Below are 16,041 nucleotides of genomic sequence, written 5' to 3'. Positions count from 1 at the left end.
CTCCGGACTGGCAGGGGGAGCCATGGCGGAATCGGCGAAGACGGTGGCGGAACGGGCGGAGGAACGGCTGGAGCAGGTGGCCGAGAACGTCCGGGAGCGATTCGACCGGGTCACCAAGGGCGGCTTCACCGACAAGGTCAAGGAAGGGCGCTTCCTCGACCAGGTGGACCACGGCGTCGACCGGGCCAGGGACGACGAGCGACGCAGGAAGCAGGGCGGATCGACCGGCTGAAGCGATCCGCCGACGTGCGGGCCGGGACCCACGGGGGGTCCCGGCCCGTTCGCCGTCATGACGTGCGGCCCGGGACGCGGTGATGCCGGCTGGGGGTCCCGGCCCGTTCGCCGTCATGACGTGCGGCCCGGGACGAAGCCCGCGCGGAGAAGAGCGAAGGACTAGAGCCGCCGGTTTTCCCGCACCAGGCCCCCCTCGCACCAGTCCCGGTAGACGAAGAGGTCCGGCCGGGCGAGCAGCACCCGGCTGTTGTGCGCCCAGTTCCGCATCAGCTCGTCGCCGGCCCGCTCGGCCTGCTCGACGAGCTTGCGGAAGCGGCGCTTCGGGTGGGCCCGGAAGTTCGTCCGGATGCCGTCGGCGGCGTAGATGTAGAGGCAGTGCAGCGCGAACCGCCGGGCCGGACAGGCCGGGTCCATGGCCAGCTCGAAGAGCGTCTGCACCAGGTGGTCGCCGGCGACCAGCAGGTCCCAGTCCGGGGGCATCGAGGTCAGCGGGACGGAGTCCGGCTGGTAGGCCCACGACCGCAGCTCGGCGGGCGAGGGGTCGACAGGGTTGGCGAAGCCGTGAAACGTCTCTTCCTGCACGCTCACCGGCCGACCTTCCGCTGCGCTGGCGGGGGGCACCGGCCACCCGCGGACCCTGGCTGCTGGGGCGACACGTTAACCCGGTTTCGCGGGGCGGCGGTAGACCTTCCCGGAATCAATTCGACAACCGTTGGCCGGGCCGGGTCCACCGTACGGTCGACCCGGCCCGGCCGAGGTCAGTCGGCCACTCCCACCGGCACCGGCGGCCGGGCGGCGCTGCGCCGGCGCAGCCACCGCTTGAACCAGGGCAGGTCGGGCAGGCGGGCCAACATCGGGCCGGTCACCACGGTGATCAGCACGTACGCGGTGGCGAGCGCCGCCAGCCGGGGCTCGACCGGGTAGGCGGCGGCGACGGCCAGGCCGGCGATGACGATGGAGAACTCGCCACGCGGGGTGAGCGCGAAGCCGGCGCGCCAGCGACCGGGCTCGGCGATCCCGGCCCGGCGGGCGGCCAGCCAGCCGGTGGCCAGCTTCGTCCCCATGGTCACCACGGCCAGCAGCAGCGCCGGCAGCAGCACCGGCGGCATGTCCAGCGGGTCGGTGACCAGGCCGAAGAAGACGAAGAAGACCGCGGCGAAGAGATCACGCAGCGGCGAGAGCAGCTGGGTGGCGTGGTGCGCCACCGGCCCGGACAGCGCGATGCCGACCAGGAACGCGCCGACCGCGGCGGAGACCTGGAGCTTGGCCGCGATCCCGGCGACCAGCAGGGTCAGGCCGAGCACCCCGAGCAGGAGCGCCTCCGGGTCCTTCGCGGAGAGCGCGGCGGAGATCACGTGGCCGTACCGGATCGCGACCGCCAGCACGAGGACCACGGTGAGCACCGCGACGGCGAGCGCGATGCCGCCCTTGACCAGGCCGACCCCGGCGAGCAGCGCGGTGACCAGCGGCAGGTAGAGGGCCATCGCCAGGTCCTCGATCACCAGGACGGAGAGGATCACCGGGGTCTCCCGGTTACCGATCCGGCCCAGGTCGCCGAGCACCTTGGCGATCACGCCGGACGAGGAGACCCAGGTGACGCCGGCGAGCACCACGGCGGCCACCCAGCCCCAGCCGAGCAGCAGGGCGAAGGCGAAGCCGGGCAGCGCGTTGAGCACCGCGTCGATCAGGCCGGCCGGCGCGGCCGAGCGGAGGTTGCCCACCAGCTCGTTGGCGCTGTATTCGAGGCCGAGCATGACGAGCAGCAGGATGACGCCGATCTCCGCGCCGACGGCGAAGAACTCCTCGCTGGCGTTGAGCGGCAGCAGGCCGCCGTGGCCGAAGGCGAGTCCGGCGAGCAGGTAGAGGGGGATGGGCGAGACACCGAAGCGACGGCTGAGCCGGCCGAGCAGGCCGAGCAGGAGCAGCAGCGCGCCGACCTCGACGAGCAGCGTGGTGGTTTCGTGCATCCGCGCCTCAGCCGTCCGGGTCGGCTTCGGCGAGAATCGCGGTCACCCCGTCGAGCCCTTGCCGGGTGCCGACCACGACCACCACGTCACCGGCCGCGAACCGGAAGGTGGGATCCGGCGAGACGATCACCTCGCCCTGACGCAGCACCGCCACGATGGAGGCGCTGGTGCGGGTCCGTGCCTGGGTGTCACCGAGCCGCTTGTTGACGTACCGGGAGCCGGCCGGGATGGCGATCTGCTCGGTGAGCAGCCCGGCGGCCTGCTCGCGCAGCCCGGCGAGCTGGCCGAGCATCAGCGACGCGCCGAGGATGTCGGCCAGCGCCTCCGCCTCGTCGTCGGTCAGCGGTATGTCGGCCTGGCAGGAGTCGGGATCGTCCGGGTCGTAGAGGACCAGGTCGCGGCGGCCATTGCGGTGGGAGACCACGCCGAGCCGGCGACCGGATTCCGTCGTCAGATCGTGACGCACACCGATCCCGGGTAGGGCAGTCTGTTCGACACGTACTCGCACCCGCGCAAGGCTACCGTGCGGAAGAGGGGCCCATGATCGGTCGGAATGTGCTCCCGGCGGTCGGTCTGCTGCTGGTGCCGGCCCTCGCCGCCTGCTCGATCGGGGACGTGCGCCGGACCCCGCCCGACCGGTCGTCCGCGTCCCCGCGGCCGGCGCCGACCGCGCCGGCGCCGTCGCGGGCCGTCGGCTTCGACGAGGTACGCCACGTCCGGGTCGCCGTCGACCGACGGTACGCCCGCCCGTTCGTCGAGTTCGTCGACGCCGAGCACGGGTACGCACTCTTCGCCGCCTGCGACGGCGCGTCGCCCGGCCGCGGCTGCACCGCCCTGCTGCACGCCACCGTGGACGGCGGCCGGACCTGGCGGGCCCTGCGGCATCCCCGCCCGGTGGCGGTGGACCAGCAGCTCTACGCGGTGCCGGGGGCACTCGTGCTGCTCGCCGAGCCGTACGGCTGGTACACCTCGACCGACGGCGGGACCACCTTCGTCCACACCACCGGCGCGGAGCCGGCCGTGCTGGTGGCGGCCCGGGGTCGCTTCCAGGTGGCCGAGGCGCTCGGTGCGGTGGCCGAGTGGGACGGCCGCGCCCTGCGCCCGTTGCCCGCCCAGCCGGCCGTACCCGGGCTGAACACGGTGGGCCACTCCGGCGACCTGGTGGTGGCGGCCGGCGCCCGCGACGGCCGGCCCTACGCCGCGGTGTCCCGGGACGCGGGCCGGCACTGGGCGACGACGCCGCTGTCCTGGCGGGGCGACGAGATCGGAGTGCTGCGTGTGGTGATCGCGCCGGACGGCGGGCCGTGGCTGGTCGGGGAGCGCCCGGACCGGACCGGCTTCCCGGCGCTCTGGCGGCTGGTGGCCGGCCGGGAGTGGGCCCTGGTCCGCGCGGTCGGGCATCCGGCGCAGGCGCGCTCGGTGGCTCCGCTAGGGGCCGAGCTGGTGGCGGTGACCGGCCCGGACGGGGTGGGCGTGGTGGCCGGGGGTCGCTACTACCGGGTCGACTGGCCGCTCACCGCCGAGCACCACCTCACGGTGCTCGGCGACGGCACGATCGCCGCCCAGGGCCCGGGCGATGTGGTCCTCGGCACGGGCTGGACGGCGAACCGGCGGTGGGTGAGGGTGGTGTTGGAGGGCGGTTGACGCCCGGACGGCGAGGGCCTGATGGTGGCGGCCGGTGCGCCGTGCCCGGCCGGGAGCGGTCTCCGGCCGGGCACGTGCGCGGCGGATGCTCAGCCGAGCGAGCCGAAGAACTCACGGATGTCGCCGACCAGCACGTCGGTCGCCTGGTGGGCCGCGTAGTGCCCGCCGACGTCGCCGCGCCCGTCGACATCGGCCCCGTACGCCGTCCACCGCACGATGTTGCCGTGGTCCCGCTCGGCGAAGCGGCGGATCGACTGGAAGTCGCCGGGGAACATCGCCAGCGCGGTCGGCGTGGTCGTCGGCCCGGTCGGGTGCTCGGCGTGCGCGTCCTCCCAGTAGAACCGCATCGACGAGGCGGCCGTGCCGGTGAACCAGTAGATCGCCACGTTGGCCAGGATGAAGTCGGCGTCCAAGCTCTCGTCGAAGAGCTGCGCGTTCCAGGCGAGCAGCCCGACCGGTGAGTCGGCCAGCGCGAACGCCAGGGTCTGCGGCTGCTGGCTGTGGACCTGGTTGAAGGAGAACTTGTTCTCGTAGAACCACTGGAGGTGCTTGAGCGCGGCCTGGTCGGCCTCGGTGAGCCCGGCGAATTCGGCCGGGTCGCCGGACGGGAACGAGAAGAGCTGGGTGACGTGCACGCCGAGCACGTGCTCCGGGTCGAGGCGGCCCAGTTCGGGCGAGATCATTGAACCGGCGTCGTTGCCGACGGCACCGTAGCGGTCGTAGCCGAGGCGGGCCATCAGCTCCGCCCACGCGCGGGCGGTGCGGTGGCGGTTCCAGCCGGCGCTGCGGGTCGGCCCGGAGAAGCCGAAGCCGGGCAGTGACGGGATGACCAGGTGGAACGCCGGCGAGTCCGGGTCGGTCGGCTCGGTCAGCGGAGCGATCACGTCCAGGTATTCGACCACCGAGCCGGGCCAGCCGTGGGTGAGCAGCAGCGGGACGGCGCCCGGCCGGGGGGACCGGACGTGCAGGAAGTGGATGTCCTCGCCGTCGATCTCGGTGACGAACTGCGGATGCGCGTTGAGCCGCGCCTCGACCGCCCGCCAGTCGAACTTCTCCAACCAGTGGTGCGCCAGCTCGCGGACCCGGCCGGTCGGCATGCCGTACGCGCCGCCGACACCGGGCAGTTCCCCGGGCCAGTTGGTGCGGCGCAGCCGAGCGGCCAGGTCGTCGAGCGCGGCCTGCGGGATCTCCACGCGGAACGGGCGGATGGCGGTGTCAGGCATGGCTGCTGCTCCTTTAGAACGGAATGCTTCGTTCCGCTTTACTGTATCAGAGCGGAATGATCCGTTCCACTGCTATCCTGGATCCATGCCCGAACCGACCCAGGCCCCCCAGCTCCCCGGCCGCCGCGCTCAGGCCGCCCGGAACGACGCGATGATCCTGGAGGCCGCCCGCGCCGTCTTCCTCGATGACCCAAAGGCGCCCATCGCCGCCGTCGCCGAGCGCGCCGGCGTCGGCATCAGCGCGCTCTACCGCCGCTACGCCGGCAAGGAGGACCTGCTCCGCAAGCTCTGTCACGACGGGCTGCGGCGTTACATCGCGGTGGCCGAGGAGTCCGCCACCGACCCGGACGGCTGGCGGGCATTCGCCGGGTTCCTGGAGCGCGTCGTCGATGCCGACGTGCACTCGCTGACCGTGCACCTCGCCGGCACCTTCACCCCGACCGAGGAGATGGGGCGGGCCGCGGTGCGCGCCGGTGAGCTCACCGCGGAGCTGGTCGAGCGGGCCAGGGCCGCCGGTCGGCTCCGCGCGGACGTGGTGGTGCAGGACGTCGGGTTGCTCCTTGAGGGGTGCGCCGCGATCCGCGTACCCGATCCGGAGCGGACCCGGCAGTTGCGCCGCCGCCACCTGGCGCTGCTGCTGGCCGGCCTCGCTCAGGCCGAGCCGCCGCTGCCCGGGCCGCCGCCGGCGGCAGGGGAGTTCGACTGGCGCTGGCAACGCTCAGGGTGAGCCAGGTCACACCGCTGGAGTTGAGCGGAATAGACTCAACTCTGGTGGTGTCCAGTCCAGTGGACACGCCGATCCGGGGGAGCCCATGAACACGGAACGACTCACCACCAAGAGCCGCGAGACCATCACCGGTGCCGTCGCGCTGGCGAACCAGCGCGGCCACGCCACCGTGGAGCCCTGGCACCTGCTGCTGTCGCTGCTGGACACCGAGGGCTCGACCGCCGCCGGCCTGCTGCGCGCCGTCGGGGCCGACCCCGGCGAGCTGCGCCGGGTCGCCGAGCGTTCGGTCGACGCCCTGCCCGCGGCGCGCGGGTCCAGCATCGCCGAGCCCACCCTGGCCCGGGAATTCGTCAACGCCATCGGCGCCGCCGAGCAGATCGCCCGGCCGCTCGGCGACGAGTACACGTCCACCGAACACCTGCTGGCCGGGCTGGCCCGGGTGGGTGGCGCCGTCTCCGTCGCGCTGAACAACGCCGGCGCCACCGAGGAGAACCTGGTGGCCGCCTTCCCGACCGTGCGCGGCGGGGACCGGCGGGTCACCACGGCCGACCCGGAGCAGACCTACCAGGCCCTCGCGAAGTACGGCGTCGACCTGACCGCCAGCGCCCGCGAGGGGAAGATCGACCCGGTCATCGGCCGCGACTCGGAGATCCGCCGGGTGATCCAGGTGCTGTCCCGGCGGACCAAGAACAACCCGGTCCTGATCGGTGAGCCGGGCGTCGGCAAGACCGCCATCGTCGAGGGCCTGGCCCAGCGGATCGTGGCCGGCGACGTGCCGGAGTCGCTGCGGGACAAGAAGCTGGTCTCGCTCGACCTCGGCGCCATGGTGGCCGGCGCGCAGTACCGCGGCCAGTTCGAGGAGCGGCTGAAGTCGGTGCTGGAGGAGATCAAGAACTCCGACGGCCAGGTCATCACCTTCCTCGACGAGCTGCACACCGTGGTCGGCGCGGGCAAGGGCGAGGGCTCGATGGACGCCGGCAACATGCTCAAGCCGATGCTGGCCCGCGGCGAGCTGCGGATGGTCGGCGCCACCACGCTGGACGAGTACCGCGAGCACATCGAGAAGGACCCGGCGCTGGAGCGCCGTTTCCAGCCGGTGCTGGTCGGCGAGCCGACCATCGAGGACACCATCGGCATCCTGCGCGGCCTCAAGGAGCGCTACGAGGTGCACCACGGCGTCCGGATCACCGACGCCGCGCTGGTGGCCGCCGCCGCCCTCTCCGACCGCTACATCACCGACCGGTTCCTGCCCGACAAGGCGATCGACCTGGTCGACGAGTCCGCCTCCCGGCTCCGGATGGAGATCGACTCCCGTCCGGTCGAGGTGGACGAGATCGAGCGGGCCGTACGCCGGCTGGAGATCGAGGAGATGGCGCTGGCCAAGGAGCCCGACGCCGCCTCCGCGGAGCGGCTGGCCCGGCTGCGCAAGGAGCTGGCCGACAAGCGCGAGCAGCTCACCGCGCTCTCCGAGCGCTGGCAGCTGGAGAAGAGCCACATCACCAAGCTCTCCACCGCCAAGGAGGAGCTGGAGCGGCTCGGCGGCGAGGCCGAGCGGGCCGAGCGCGACGGCGAGCTGGAGCGCGCCGCCGAGCTGCGCTACGGCCGGATCCCCGCGCTCCAGACCGAGCTGAAGCAGGCCGAGGAGGAGCTGGCGCGGCTCCAGGCCGACGGCGCGATGCTCAAGGAGGAGGTCGGCGCGGACGACATCGCCGCGGTCGTCGCCTCCTGGACCGGCATCCCGGCCGGCCGGCTGCTGGAGGGTGAGACCGCCAAGCTGCTCCGGATGGAGGAGTCGCTGGGTTCCCGCGTGGTCGGTCAGGCCGAGGCGGTCACCGCGGTGTCCGACGCGGTCCGCCGCGCCCGGGCCGGCGTCGCCGACCCGGACCGCCCGACCGGCAGCTTCCTCTTCCTGGGCCCGACCGGTGTCGGCAAGACCGAGCTGGCCAAGGCGCTCGCCGAGTTCCTCTTCGACGACGAGCGGGCCATGGTCCGCATCGACATGAGCGAGTACGGCGAGAAGCACTCGGTGGCCCGCCTGGTCGGCGCACCGCCCGGCTACGTCGGCTACGAGGAGGGCGGCCAGCTCACCGAGGCGGTGCGCCGCCGGCCGTACTCGGTGATCCTGCTGGACGAGGTGGAGAAGGCCCACCCGGACGTCTTCGACGTGCTGCTCCAGGTGCTCGACGACGGCCGGCTCACCGACGGGCAGGGTCGCACGGTCGACTTCCGCAACGCGATCCTGATCCTCACCTCGAACCTGGGGTCGTCGGTGATCAGCGACCTGACGCTGGCCGAGGAGCAGCGCCGGGAGGGCGTCCTGGCGGTGGTCCGGTCGCACTTCAAGCCGGAGTTCCTCAACCGCCTCGACGACATCGTGGTGTTCGCCGCCCTCCAGGGCGAGGACCTGCGCGCCATCGTCGACATCCAGCTGATGCGGATGCGGCGCCGTCTGGCCGACCGCCGGCTGGGCCTGGAGATCTCCGACGCCGCGCGCACCTGGCTGGCGGAGCACGGGTACGACCCGATCTACGGCGCCCGCCCGCTGCGCCGGCTGGTGCAGTCGGCGATCGGCGACCAGCTCGCGAAGGCCCTGCTGGCCGGCCGGATCCGCGACGGCGACACGGTGCGGGTGGACCTGGCCGACAGCAAGGACGCCCTGTCGGTAACCGCCGCCTGACACCTCCCCGGCCCGGCCGGCCCCCCCGCACGGGGCTCGGCCGGGCCGGCCCGCCTTCGGCGATCAGGAGGTTTGCGTCGAAGGAGCCGGCCGGCGGTGACGCAAACTTCTTGATCAACAGCGTTGGAGGCGGGCGACCAGGGCAATAGTGAGGGCATGTTGGGGATCGGGAAGAGGGACCGGGACCTGGATGCGGCCGCCGAGGAACTCGGCCGGGCGGACACGCTCGCCTTCGGCGGGGTGGGGATCGCCGGCCAGCTCCTGCCGGCGACCGAGGCGTACCGGCACGTGGAGCGGGCCCTGCGGGAGCACCCCGAGGCGGCCCGCAAGAAGGTCGACCGGCTGCTGAAGCACGCGTCACCGGCCGGGAAGGCGTACGCGGCCACGTTGCTGGACACGGTCGACCCGGCGGCGGGCCGGGCCGCCTGGGAGCGGCTGCGCGCCGACGACGGCGAGTTCACCACGTTCAGCGGCTGCATCATGGGCCGCGCCACCCTGCGCGAGTACGCCACCGAACGCCTCGCCGGGCCGGACCGTAGCTGACCGCTCACTCAGCGAACGCCCCTTCGGCGGGCGTGCGCCGGGTTGTTACCGTCTCCGCCGATACACCTTGGGGGGAGACGGGCGTGAACGGTTCGCTGGCGTACGTGGTGACCACGGTGGGGTGCCTGGTCGGAGTGGCCGGCGTGGTGATCGCCGTGATCGCCCTGCGCCGGGCCCGGTCGGCGGCACGCCCGAAGGCCGCCTCCGGCGACCCGTTCCGGGACCGGGACGCCGACGCGCTGCGCGGCGACCCCCGCGCGCTCAGGCCCGGCGACATCGTGGAGATCCGGCAGGTGCCCTACACCGTGCGCGGCTCGGTGCACCTGGTCGAGGGCGGCTGGAGCTGGGCCGAGCACCTGCTCGACGACGCCGGCGGCGTGAAGCGCTGGCTCTCCGTCGAGTCGGACCCGGACCTGGAGCTGGTGCTCTGGACCAGCGAACCGTCGGCCACCGTCACCCCGGGCGCGCCGACGCTGGAGATCGCCGGCCGCCGCTACCACTGGGACGAGTCCGGCCAGGCGAAGTACACCGCCACCGAGGGGACCGGCCTGGACCCGCGCGGCACCATGCGCTACCACGACTACCAGGCGCCCGGCGGGGCCCGGCTCTCCTTCGAGGCGTACGGGGAGGCCGGCTGGGAGGTGAACCTCGGCGAGCAGGTGCGCCGCGCCGAGGTGATGATCTACCCGCAGGGCGGCCCGGAGAAGGTGGGCTGAGGTGCTCGTCGCCCTGGAGGCCCCGTACGTCGACACCCGCGCCGCCGACCTGAGCCTGGCCCTCGGCGGTCCCGAGCGCCCCGCCCTGCACGTGCGCGAGCTGACGCTGCCCGGCGGGTTGCGGCTGCGGCTGCGCCTGCTCGGCGCCTCGCACCAGGTCATCTGTGGCGACCTCACCGAGACGGTCGCCTGCCTGCCCGGCCGTCCGCCGCACCTGCCGGACGCCCTGCACGACGAGACCGCCGGCTACCGGTTCACCGCCACGGTGCTGCGGCCCGCGGGCGACGGCCTGCGCACCCGGGTCGCCGCGCTCCGCGCCGAACTGGCCGACGACCCGTACGCGCTGGCCGGGGTGTTTCCCGGCGACGAGGACGCGGTCACCGCGCTGGCCGTCCGCCCCGACCCGCCGGACGGCTCGGTGGCCTGGCGCACCTGGCACGCGTATCCGCAGACCAACGAGCTGGTCCTGACCGAGACGGTGGTAAGGCTGTGACGTACCGACGGTGGTTCGTGGTGGGCGTGGCGTTCGCCGTCATCGGCGCGGTGGTCGCCGCCTTCGCCATTTTCTACGGCAACTTCTCGCCCCGGGGCTACGTGGAGGACCGCTACACCCGGGCCACCAGCCGGGACCTCGGCTCCGACGCGATCGCGTACACGTCGAACCGGGCGCCGAGCCAGGTGTCGAAGGACATCACCGACGCCTGGCAGCCGGCCGACCAGTACGTCGACGGCAGCGGGGTCTACCTCCGCTACGACGACGACTCGGTGGTGATCCTGCCGCTCGCCGCCGGTTCGGTGATCCTGCTGGAGCGGATGACCACCGCCTACCCCCGCTACCACTCCCGGGTGGGCAGCCACTGGGGCTGGGGGCGGGGCAGCACGGTCCGCGGCGGCGGCCCCGGCTCCGGCAAGTGACCTGACCCCTCCCGACGAAACCTGGAGTCCCCTGTGCAGACCCTGGTCACCGATCTGCTCGTCACGCTCGCCTACGGCGTGGTCGGCGTCGCCCTGATGGCCGTCGGCTACGTGCTGGTCGACGTCACCACCCCCGGCAAGCTGCACGAGCTGATCTGGGCGGAGCGCAACCGCAACGCCGCGCTGCTGCTGGCCTCGAACCTGGCCGGCGTGGGCGTCATCGTGGTCGCCGCGATCGCCGCCAGCGCGGACGACTTCGTGCTCGGCCTGGTCGGCGCGGCCGCGTACGGCATCCTCGGGCTGGTCATCATGGCGGCGGCGTTCCTGCTGCTCGACATGGCGACCCCGGGCCGGCTCGGGGAGATCCTGGTCGACCCGGAGCCGCACCCCGCGGTCTGGGTCTCCGCCGTCGTGCACCTCGCCACCGGCGCGATCATCGCCGCCGCGATCAGCTGATGCCGGCCGGCAAGCGGCCCGGGACGAAGCCGGAGCCGAAGAAGGGCAACAGGGCGGCGCTCGTCTGGATCGTCGTCCTGCTGGTCGTCTGCTGCGGTGGGCTGGTCGTCTATCCGAGCTGGGGCACGGTGTTCGGCGACGACGGCTCCGACAAGGTGCCACCGCCGACCGCGCAGGAGCGCGGCGACACCGTGCCGATCCTGGCGCAGGCCAGCACGAGTCAGAGCGTCTGCTACGGCTGGGTCCTGGAGGACTACTGGGCGTACGGCGACGACGTCGTCAGCGCCGGCTCCAACCTCGGTGACGGGGTGCGGGTCGAGGCCAACCCGAGCTGCCCCCGGTGGGTGCAGGTGACGGCCACCATCCGCTACGTCTCCGAGAGCAGCGAGAGCAACGACACCGCCCAGGTCGACGTGACCGGTTCCCCGGACATCGACTCCGCCGACCTCTCGCGCATCGAGAGCGGGTTGGACCGGCTCGGGCTCACCGACGAGGTGTTCGTCGACGATCCGGGCTGGGCGGTCACCCGCGCCGCGGTCATGCTGCCGCTGCTCGCCGCCGAGGCGAAGGTCGTCCAGCCGGTCGCCGCGACCCCCACCCCGGGCGCGGCCAGCCCGTCCCCGCTGCCGGACGCCGGCAGCGACCTGCTGCGGGACCGCTGGGGCATCCTGCTCGCCACCGTCGGGCTGCTGCTGCTCGCCGCGCTCTTCGTCACCGTGGGAATCGTGCAGCGCCGCAGGGAGCGTCGGGTGGTGGTGCCCGCGCAGCGCGCCGGGGCGGAGACGGCGGAGTCGCGTACCCGGGAGAAAGCGTGACCGTCGACGCGCCCGCGCGGCCGCGGTGGCGCCCGGCCCGCGCGGCGGTCCTGCTCGCGGTCTTCGTCTGCGCGGCCTGCGGCCTGGTGTACGAGCTGGCCCTGGTCGCGCTCGGCAGCTATTTGATCGGCGACGCGGTCGGCCAGGCGTCGATCGTGCTCGGCGTGATGGTCTTCGCGATGGGCGTCGGCGCGCTGGTCGCGAAGCCGTTCCAGTCCCGGGCGGCGGCAGCGTTCGCCGCGATCGAGCTGACCCTGGCCCTGCTCGGCGGCCTGTCGGTGCTCGGCCTCTACGCCGCGTTCGCCTGGCTCGACCTCTATGGCCCCGCGCTGGTCGGCACCGCGTTCGTGCTCGGCCTGCTGATCGGCGCGGAGATCCCGCTGCTCATGGTGCTGCTGCAACGGATCCGCGCGCAGTCCGCGGGCAGCGCCGTGGCCGACCTCTTCGCCGCCGACTACGTCGGCGCGCTGCTCGGCGGGCTGGCCTTCCCGTTCCTGCTGATGCCGATCTTCGGCCAGCTCAAGGGCGCCCTCGTGGTGGGCGCGGTGAACGCCGTCGCCGGCCTCGCCCTGGTCTGCACGGTCTTCCGCGCCGACCTCGGCCGCCGGGCCCGGGTCGCGCTCGGCGCCGGCTCCGTCGTGGTCGCCCTCTGCCTGGGGTACGCCTGGGTCACCGCGCACGACTTCGAGGTGACCGCGCGGCAGCAGCTCTACCGCGACCCGGTGGTGCACGCCGAGCGCAGCCGCTACCAGGAGATCGTGCTGACCCGGTCGGTGCGGGAGATCGGCCACGCCGACACCGACCTGCGGCTGTTCCTCAACGGCGACCTCCAGTTCAGCTCGGTCGACGAGTACCGCTACCACGAGTCGCTGGTCCACCCGGCGATGCGCGGGCCGCACGGGAACGTGCTGGTGCTCGGCGCCGGGGACGGGCTGGCGCTGCGGGAGATCCTCGCGTACCCGGACGTCCGCCAGGTGACCCTTGTCGACCTCGACCCGGCCGTGGTGCGGCTGGCCCGTTCCGAGCCGCAGTTGCGGGAGCTCAACCGCCACTCGCTGGCCGACCCCCGGGTCCGGGTGCTCAACGTCGACGCGTTCGGCTGGCTGCGGACCGCCACGGAACGCTTCGACGTCGTGATCGCCGACCTGCCCGACCCGGACGAGACGGCGACGGCGAAGCTCTACACGGTCGAGTTCTACGCGCTGATCCGGCCGGTGCTCGCTCCCGGCGGGCGGCTCGTGGTCCAGTCCGGCTCGCCGTACTTCGCGCCCCGGTCGTACTGGTCGATCGAGCGGTCGATCCGGGAGGCCGGCTTCGCCACCGTGCCGTACCACGTGGACGTGCCGAGCTTCGGCGACTGGGGGTTCGTGCTCGCCGCGCCGGGTGGGACGCCGCCCGCGCTGGGGCTGCCCGCCGACGCGCCGCCGCTGCGCTTCCTCACCCCGTCGGTGCTCGCCGCGGCGGCCACCTTCCCCGCCGACCGGGCCCGGCTCGACGTACCCGCCTCCACACTGTTGCAGCCCAGGGTGCTGGAGTACGCCCGCGCGGAGTGGCGCGGCTACTAGTTTCGGGACATGTCGCCCGGATCGCCCCGCCGCCGGTGGAGACCGGGGCTCGACTGGCTGCGCCGCCGGGTGCCGACCCGGGCGCTCGACGCGGCGGCGTACCTCCAGGCGTTCGTGCTCTCCGGCGTGGTCACCGTGCTGGCCCTGCGGGCATATCTCCAGGCCACCGGGTTCCCGCAGCTCGGCGGGGGTGGGCTGCACGTCGCCCACGTGCTCTGGGGCGGCCTGCTGATGGCGGTCGGGCTGGGGGTCGCCCTGGTCTTCCTCGGCGGCGGTCCGCGCACCGCCGGGGCGATCATCGGCGGGATCGGCTTCGGACTCTTCATCGACGAGGTGGGCAAGTTCGTCACCGCCCGCACCGACTACTTCTACGCCCCGGCCGCCGGCATCATCTACGGCGCGTTCGCCCTGCTCGTGGTGCTCACCCAGGCGGTACGCGGCCGGACCGGCCGGACCCGCCTGACCCCGGCGGAGCGCACCGCGAACGCCCTCGACCTGGTGCTCAGCGGGCTGCCCGGCGGGCTCACCGACCGGCGGCGGATCGCCGCGCTGCGCTTGGTGCAGGGCACCGGGCCGACCACCGAGGCGGCCATGGTCCAACTGCTCGACGCCGTGCCCCGGCGCGAGCCGCCCCCGGTCCGGTTCTGGCAACGCGCGGCGGACCGGGCCCGCCGCCTCGCCGCCTGGGCGGCCGCCCGGCGCTGGCTGGTCTGGCCGGTGGTGGTCTACCTGGTGATCGAGCCGGTGGGGACCGTGATCGCGGTGGCCGTCGACGGGGTCACCGGCGAGCTGGACCAGCAGCGCGAGTGGGGCGCGGTGCTCGGCACCTCGGTCGCCGCGCTGATCACCGCCGTGCTCAGCGTCCGGGCCGCGTGGCTGCTGCGCCGGAACCGGGCCGACGCGTTCGGCCTGTTCAAGCTGGCCCTGCTGGTCGACCTGCTGTTCGGTCAGATCTTCAACTTCACGGTCAACCAGTTCGGGGCGGTCTTCGCGGTCGCGCTCGACCTCGCGCTGCTCGGCGTCGTCACCGCCGAGCACCGCCGGTTGCGGCGGAAGGCCGCCTCGACGGGTTTTCCGCGCTGATCCCGACCGCCCCGGTCCCGCACCGTCGGCGCGCCTTCAGCGCGCGGCATCGATGGGCCGGGGCCGATACTGTGTGGGCCTGATCTAGAAAAGGAGAGAGTCATGACCGATTCCTCCCCGGCGCCGGGCCGAGCGCGTCCGGGCGTGGTGGCGGCGTCCTTCTATCTGTTGCTGCTCTTCGCGCTCACGCAGCTGATCGGTCTGATCGCGACCATCGCCGTGAGCGGCCGGCTGCGGGAGGGCTTCGAGCGGGCGTTCGAGGGCACGACCACGGGTGCCCAGGACGTCGGCAGGTTCGTGGCCGCGTTCACCATCGGCACCGCCGCCCTGCTGTTCGTTCTCGCGCTGGGCCTGGTCGTCCTGGGCCTGTTCAACAACCGGGGCAGCAACGGCACCCGGATCACCACCTGGGTGCTGGGCGGCATTCTCATCTGCTGCCTCGGTGGCAGCCTGATCAGCGGCGCCACCGGGGCCGTCGGTGGCAACGCCGGGGGCGACGGTCCCTCCGCCGAGGAGCTCCGGCGCAGCCTCGAGGACGCCCTGCCGTCCTGGTTCGGGCCGGTGAACACGCTGCTCGGCGTGCTCGGGCTGGTCTCGCTGCTGGTCGCCCTGATCCTGCTGGCGTTGCCGAAGGCCAACGAGTTCTTCCGCAAGCCGAAGCAGGGGTGGGAGCCGCCGGTGCCGGGTGCCGCCTACCCGGCGGAGCCGGGCTACCCGCAGACCCCGTCCTACCCGGCCACGCCCGGCTACCCGGGCCAGCCCGCTCCCGGTCAGCCTGCTCCCGGTCAGCCGGGCCAGGCCGGTCCGTCGCCGGAGTCCGGCGAGCGCCGGGACACCGAGCCGCCATCAGGAAGTTGACGTCCGGATAAGAGCGACGCCGACGATCCCTCCGAGTAGGTTGCAAGCCGACGCCTACCGGAGGGATCTGTCGTGTCGTACCCCCATCAGGTCCCGCCCCGCCGGCCCGGCGCGGTGGTCTCGGCGGCGGCGCTGCTGCTGCTGATGGCGGTGGGCGCCGTGGCGTACGCGGTCGCCAGCCTGCTGGTCACGGCGGGCACGGTGGACCGGTTCCGGGAGGCGGCGCGGGCCACCGGCGCCAGCCGCGGCGAGGTCGACGGGGTGGCGTCGCTGCTGCGCGGTTCCACCGTGCTCTCCGCCGTGCTCGGCGTGCTGGTCGCGCTGCTGCTCGTCGGGCTCGCCCTCGGCCTGCTCTCCGGCCGCGCCGGCGCCCGGGTGACCACCTGGGCCGTGGCCGGGCTGGGGCTGTTCTGCGGCTGCTGCGGCCTGGCGGTGCTGGTCGGGGAACGGACCACCCCGCTCCGCCTCGGCGCCGAGGACCGGGTCACCGCCGACCTGCTGGCCCGGGTCGGGGACGCCTACCCGGGCTGGTGGATCCCGGTGAACGCGACACTGTCCGTGGCGCAGATCCTCGGGTACCTGGTGGTGGCCGCCCTGCTCACGCTGCCGACGGCCGGC

The 16,041-nt window shown here is 73.5% G+C and carries 18 protein-coding genes; 14 read left to right on the top strand and 4 right to left on the bottom strand.

Going from position 1 to position 16,041, the window contains the following annotated elements; translation table 11 throughout:
- Positions 1-232, top strand: a 232-nt coding sequence (locus tag ACW0Q9_RS20820) for a hypothetical protein (protein ID WP_456183778.1), incomplete at its 5' end; no start/stop codon positions are given.
- Positions 233-393: 161 nt separating this feature from the next.
- Here ACW0Q9_RS20820 and ACW0Q9_RS20815 read toward each other — a convergent pair.
- The 3 genes from ACW0Q9_RS20815 to ACW0Q9_RS20805 form a co-directional block, all read right to left on the bottom strand.
- Positions 394-822 carry a hypothetical protein gene (locus ACW0Q9_RS20815; RefSeq protein WP_456183776.1) on the bottom strand — a complete coding sequence of 143 codons (429 nt, stop codon included), beginning with the start codon at positions 820-822 and terminating at the stop codon, positions 394-396.
- 170 nt (positions 823-992) lie between these two features.
- Positions 993-2,201: a cation:proton antiporter gene (locus ACW0Q9_RS20810; protein ID WP_456183774.1), complete on the bottom strand. Its 1,209-nt coding sequence runs from the start codon at positions 2,199-2,201 to the stop codon at positions 993-995.
- A 7-nt stretch (positions 2,202-2,208) separates the two neighbouring features.
- Positions 2,209-2,709 (bottom strand): cation:proton antiporter regulatory subunit, encoded by a 501-nt coding sequence (locus ACW0Q9_RS20805; protein ID WP_456183772.1) that lies wholly within the window; start codon positions 2,707-2,709, stop codon positions 2,209-2,211.
- 32 nt (positions 2,710-2,741) lie between these two features.
- On the opposite strand from ACW0Q9_RS20805, the gene ACW0Q9_RS20800 reads away from it, so the two are divergent.
- Positions 2,742-3,845 carry a hypothetical protein gene (locus ACW0Q9_RS20800; RefSeq protein ID WP_456183770.1) on the top strand — a complete coding sequence of 368 codons (1,104 nt, stop codon included), beginning with the start codon at positions 2,742-2,744 and terminating at the stop codon, positions 3,843-3,845.
- An 89-nt stretch (positions 3,846-3,934) separates the two neighbouring features.
- Here the strand turns inward: ACW0Q9_RS20800 and ACW0Q9_RS20795 are convergent, their stop codons facing one another.
- Complete coding sequence (locus ACW0Q9_RS20795) at positions 3,935-5,068, bottom strand: epoxide hydrolase family protein (RefSeq protein WP_456183768.1); 1,134 nt, start codon at positions 5,066-5,068, stop codon at positions 3,935-3,937.
- 85 nt (positions 5,069-5,153) lie between these two features.
- On the opposite strand from ACW0Q9_RS20795, the gene ACW0Q9_RS20790 reads away from it, so the two are divergent.
- From ACW0Q9_RS20790 to ACW0Q9_RS20735, 12 genes are all read left to right on the top strand, one after another.
- Positions 5,154-5,795, top strand: a complete 642-nt coding sequence (locus ACW0Q9_RS20790) for a TetR/AcrR family transcriptional regulator (RefSeq protein ID WP_456183766.1) — start codon at positions 5,154-5,156, stop codon at positions 5,793-5,795.
- Between the two features lie 85 nt (positions 5,796-5,880).
- Complete coding sequence (gene clpB / locus ACW0Q9_RS20785) at positions 5,881-8,472, top strand: ATP-dependent chaperone ClpB (protein ID WP_456183764.1); 2,592 nt, start codon at positions 5,881-5,883, stop codon at positions 8,470-8,472.
- Positions 8,473-8,628: 156 nt separating this feature from the next.
- Complete coding sequence (locus ACW0Q9_RS20780) at positions 8,629-9,015, top strand: hypothetical protein (protein WP_456183762.1); 387 nt, start codon at positions 8,629-8,631, stop codon at positions 9,013-9,015.
- A gap of 83 nt (positions 9,016-9,098) precedes the next feature.
- Entirely contained in the window at positions 9,099-9,731 is a 633-nt protein-coding gene (locus ACW0Q9_RS20775) for a DUF4178 domain-containing protein (protein WP_456183760.1), read from the top strand.
- A gap of 1 nt (position 9,732) precedes the next feature.
- The gene (locus tag ACW0Q9_RS20770) at positions 9,733-10,224 is read left to right on the top strand and encodes a DUF2617 family protein (protein WP_456183758.1); all 492 of its coding nucleotides are present in this window, start codon (positions 9,733-9,735) and stop codon (positions 10,222-10,224) included.
- The gene (locus ACW0Q9_RS20765; RefSeq protein ID WP_387111402.1) at positions 10,221-10,646 is read left to right on the top strand and encodes a DUF4247 domain-containing protein; all 426 of its coding nucleotides are present in this window, start codon (positions 10,221-10,223) and stop codon (positions 10,644-10,646) included. Before ACW0Q9_RS20770 ends, ACW0Q9_RS20765 begins: the two co-directional genes overlap by 4 nt.
- A gap of 33 nt (positions 10,647-10,679) precedes the next feature.
- On the top strand, positions 10,680-11,102 hold the full coding sequence (locus ACW0Q9_RS20760; protein WP_456183756.1) for a DUF350 domain-containing protein: 423 nt from the start codon (positions 10,680-10,682) through the stop codon (positions 11,100-11,102).
- Positions 11,102-11,917, top strand: a complete 816-nt coding sequence (locus ACW0Q9_RS20755; RefSeq protein ID WP_456183754.1) for a hypothetical protein — start codon at positions 11,102-11,104, stop codon at positions 11,915-11,917. Before ACW0Q9_RS20760 ends, ACW0Q9_RS20755 begins: the two co-directional genes overlap by 1 nt.
- Complete coding sequence (locus tag ACW0Q9_RS20750) at positions 11,914-13,482, top strand: polyamine aminopropyltransferase (RefSeq protein WP_456183752.1); 1,569 nt, start codon at positions 11,914-11,916, stop codon at positions 13,480-13,482. The genes ACW0Q9_RS20755 and ACW0Q9_RS20750 overlap by 4 nt, the downstream gene beginning before the upstream one ends.
- A gap of 69 nt (positions 13,483-13,551) precedes the next feature.
- A complete protein-coding gene (locus ACW0Q9_RS20745; RefSeq protein ID WP_456183780.1) occupies positions 13,552-14,565 on the top strand; it encodes a hypothetical protein in 1,014 nt (337 codons plus the stop codon).
- Positions 14,566-14,667: 102 nt separating this feature from the next.
- Positions 14,668-15,423 (top strand): hypothetical protein, encoded by a 756-nt coding sequence (locus ACW0Q9_RS20740; protein ID WP_456183750.1) that lies wholly within the window; start codon positions 14,668-14,670, stop codon positions 15,421-15,423.
- 72 nt (positions 15,424-15,495) lie between these two features.
- Positions 15,496-16,041 (top strand): hypothetical protein (locus ACW0Q9_RS20735; protein WP_456183748.1); only part of this gene is annotated, 546 nt, incomplete at its 3' end.

It is taken from the genome of Micromonospora sp. I033 (assembly GCF_053890995.1).
The sequence above is the reverse complement of the archived record's forward strand: the minus strand, read 5'-3'. Positions and strand labels throughout refer to the sequence as shown.

What these genes read in the sequence shown, in the direction of transcription:
- ACW0Q9_RS20795 (WP_456183768.1), bottom strand. Translation starts at nt 5,068, where the DNA reads ATGCCTGACACCGCCATCCGCCCGTTCCGCGTGGAGATCCCGCAGGCC.
- ACW0Q9_RS20810 (WP_456183774.1), bottom strand. Translation starts at nt 2,201, where the DNA reads ATGCACGAAACCACCACGCTGCTCGTCGAGGTCGGCGCGCTGCTGCTC.
- ACW0Q9_RS20790 (WP_456183766.1), top strand. Translation starts at nt 5,154, where the DNA reads ATGCCCGAACCGACCCAGGCCCCCCAGCTCCCCGGCCGCCGCGCTCAG.
- ACW0Q9_RS20740 (WP_456183750.1), top strand. Translation starts at nt 14,668, where the DNA reads ATGACCGATTCCTCCCCGGCGCCGGGCCGAGCGCGTCCGGGCGTGGTG.
- ACW0Q9_RS20755 (WP_456183754.1), top strand. Translation starts at nt 11,102, where the DNA reads ATGCCGGCCGGCAAGCGGCCCGGGACGAAGCCGGAGCCGAAGAAGGGC.
- ACW0Q9_RS20800 (WP_456183770.1), top strand. Translation starts at nt 2,742, where the DNA reads ATGATCGGTCGGAATGTGCTCCCGGCGGTCGGTCTGCTGCTGGTGCCG.
- clpB (WP_456183764.1), top strand. Translation starts at nt 5,881, where the DNA reads ATGAACACGGAACGACTCACCACCAAGAGCCGCGAGACCATCACCGGT.
- ACW0Q9_RS20780 (WP_456183762.1), top strand. Translation starts at nt 8,629, where the DNA reads ATGTTGGGGATCGGGAAGAGGGACCGGGACCTGGATGCGGCCGCCGAG.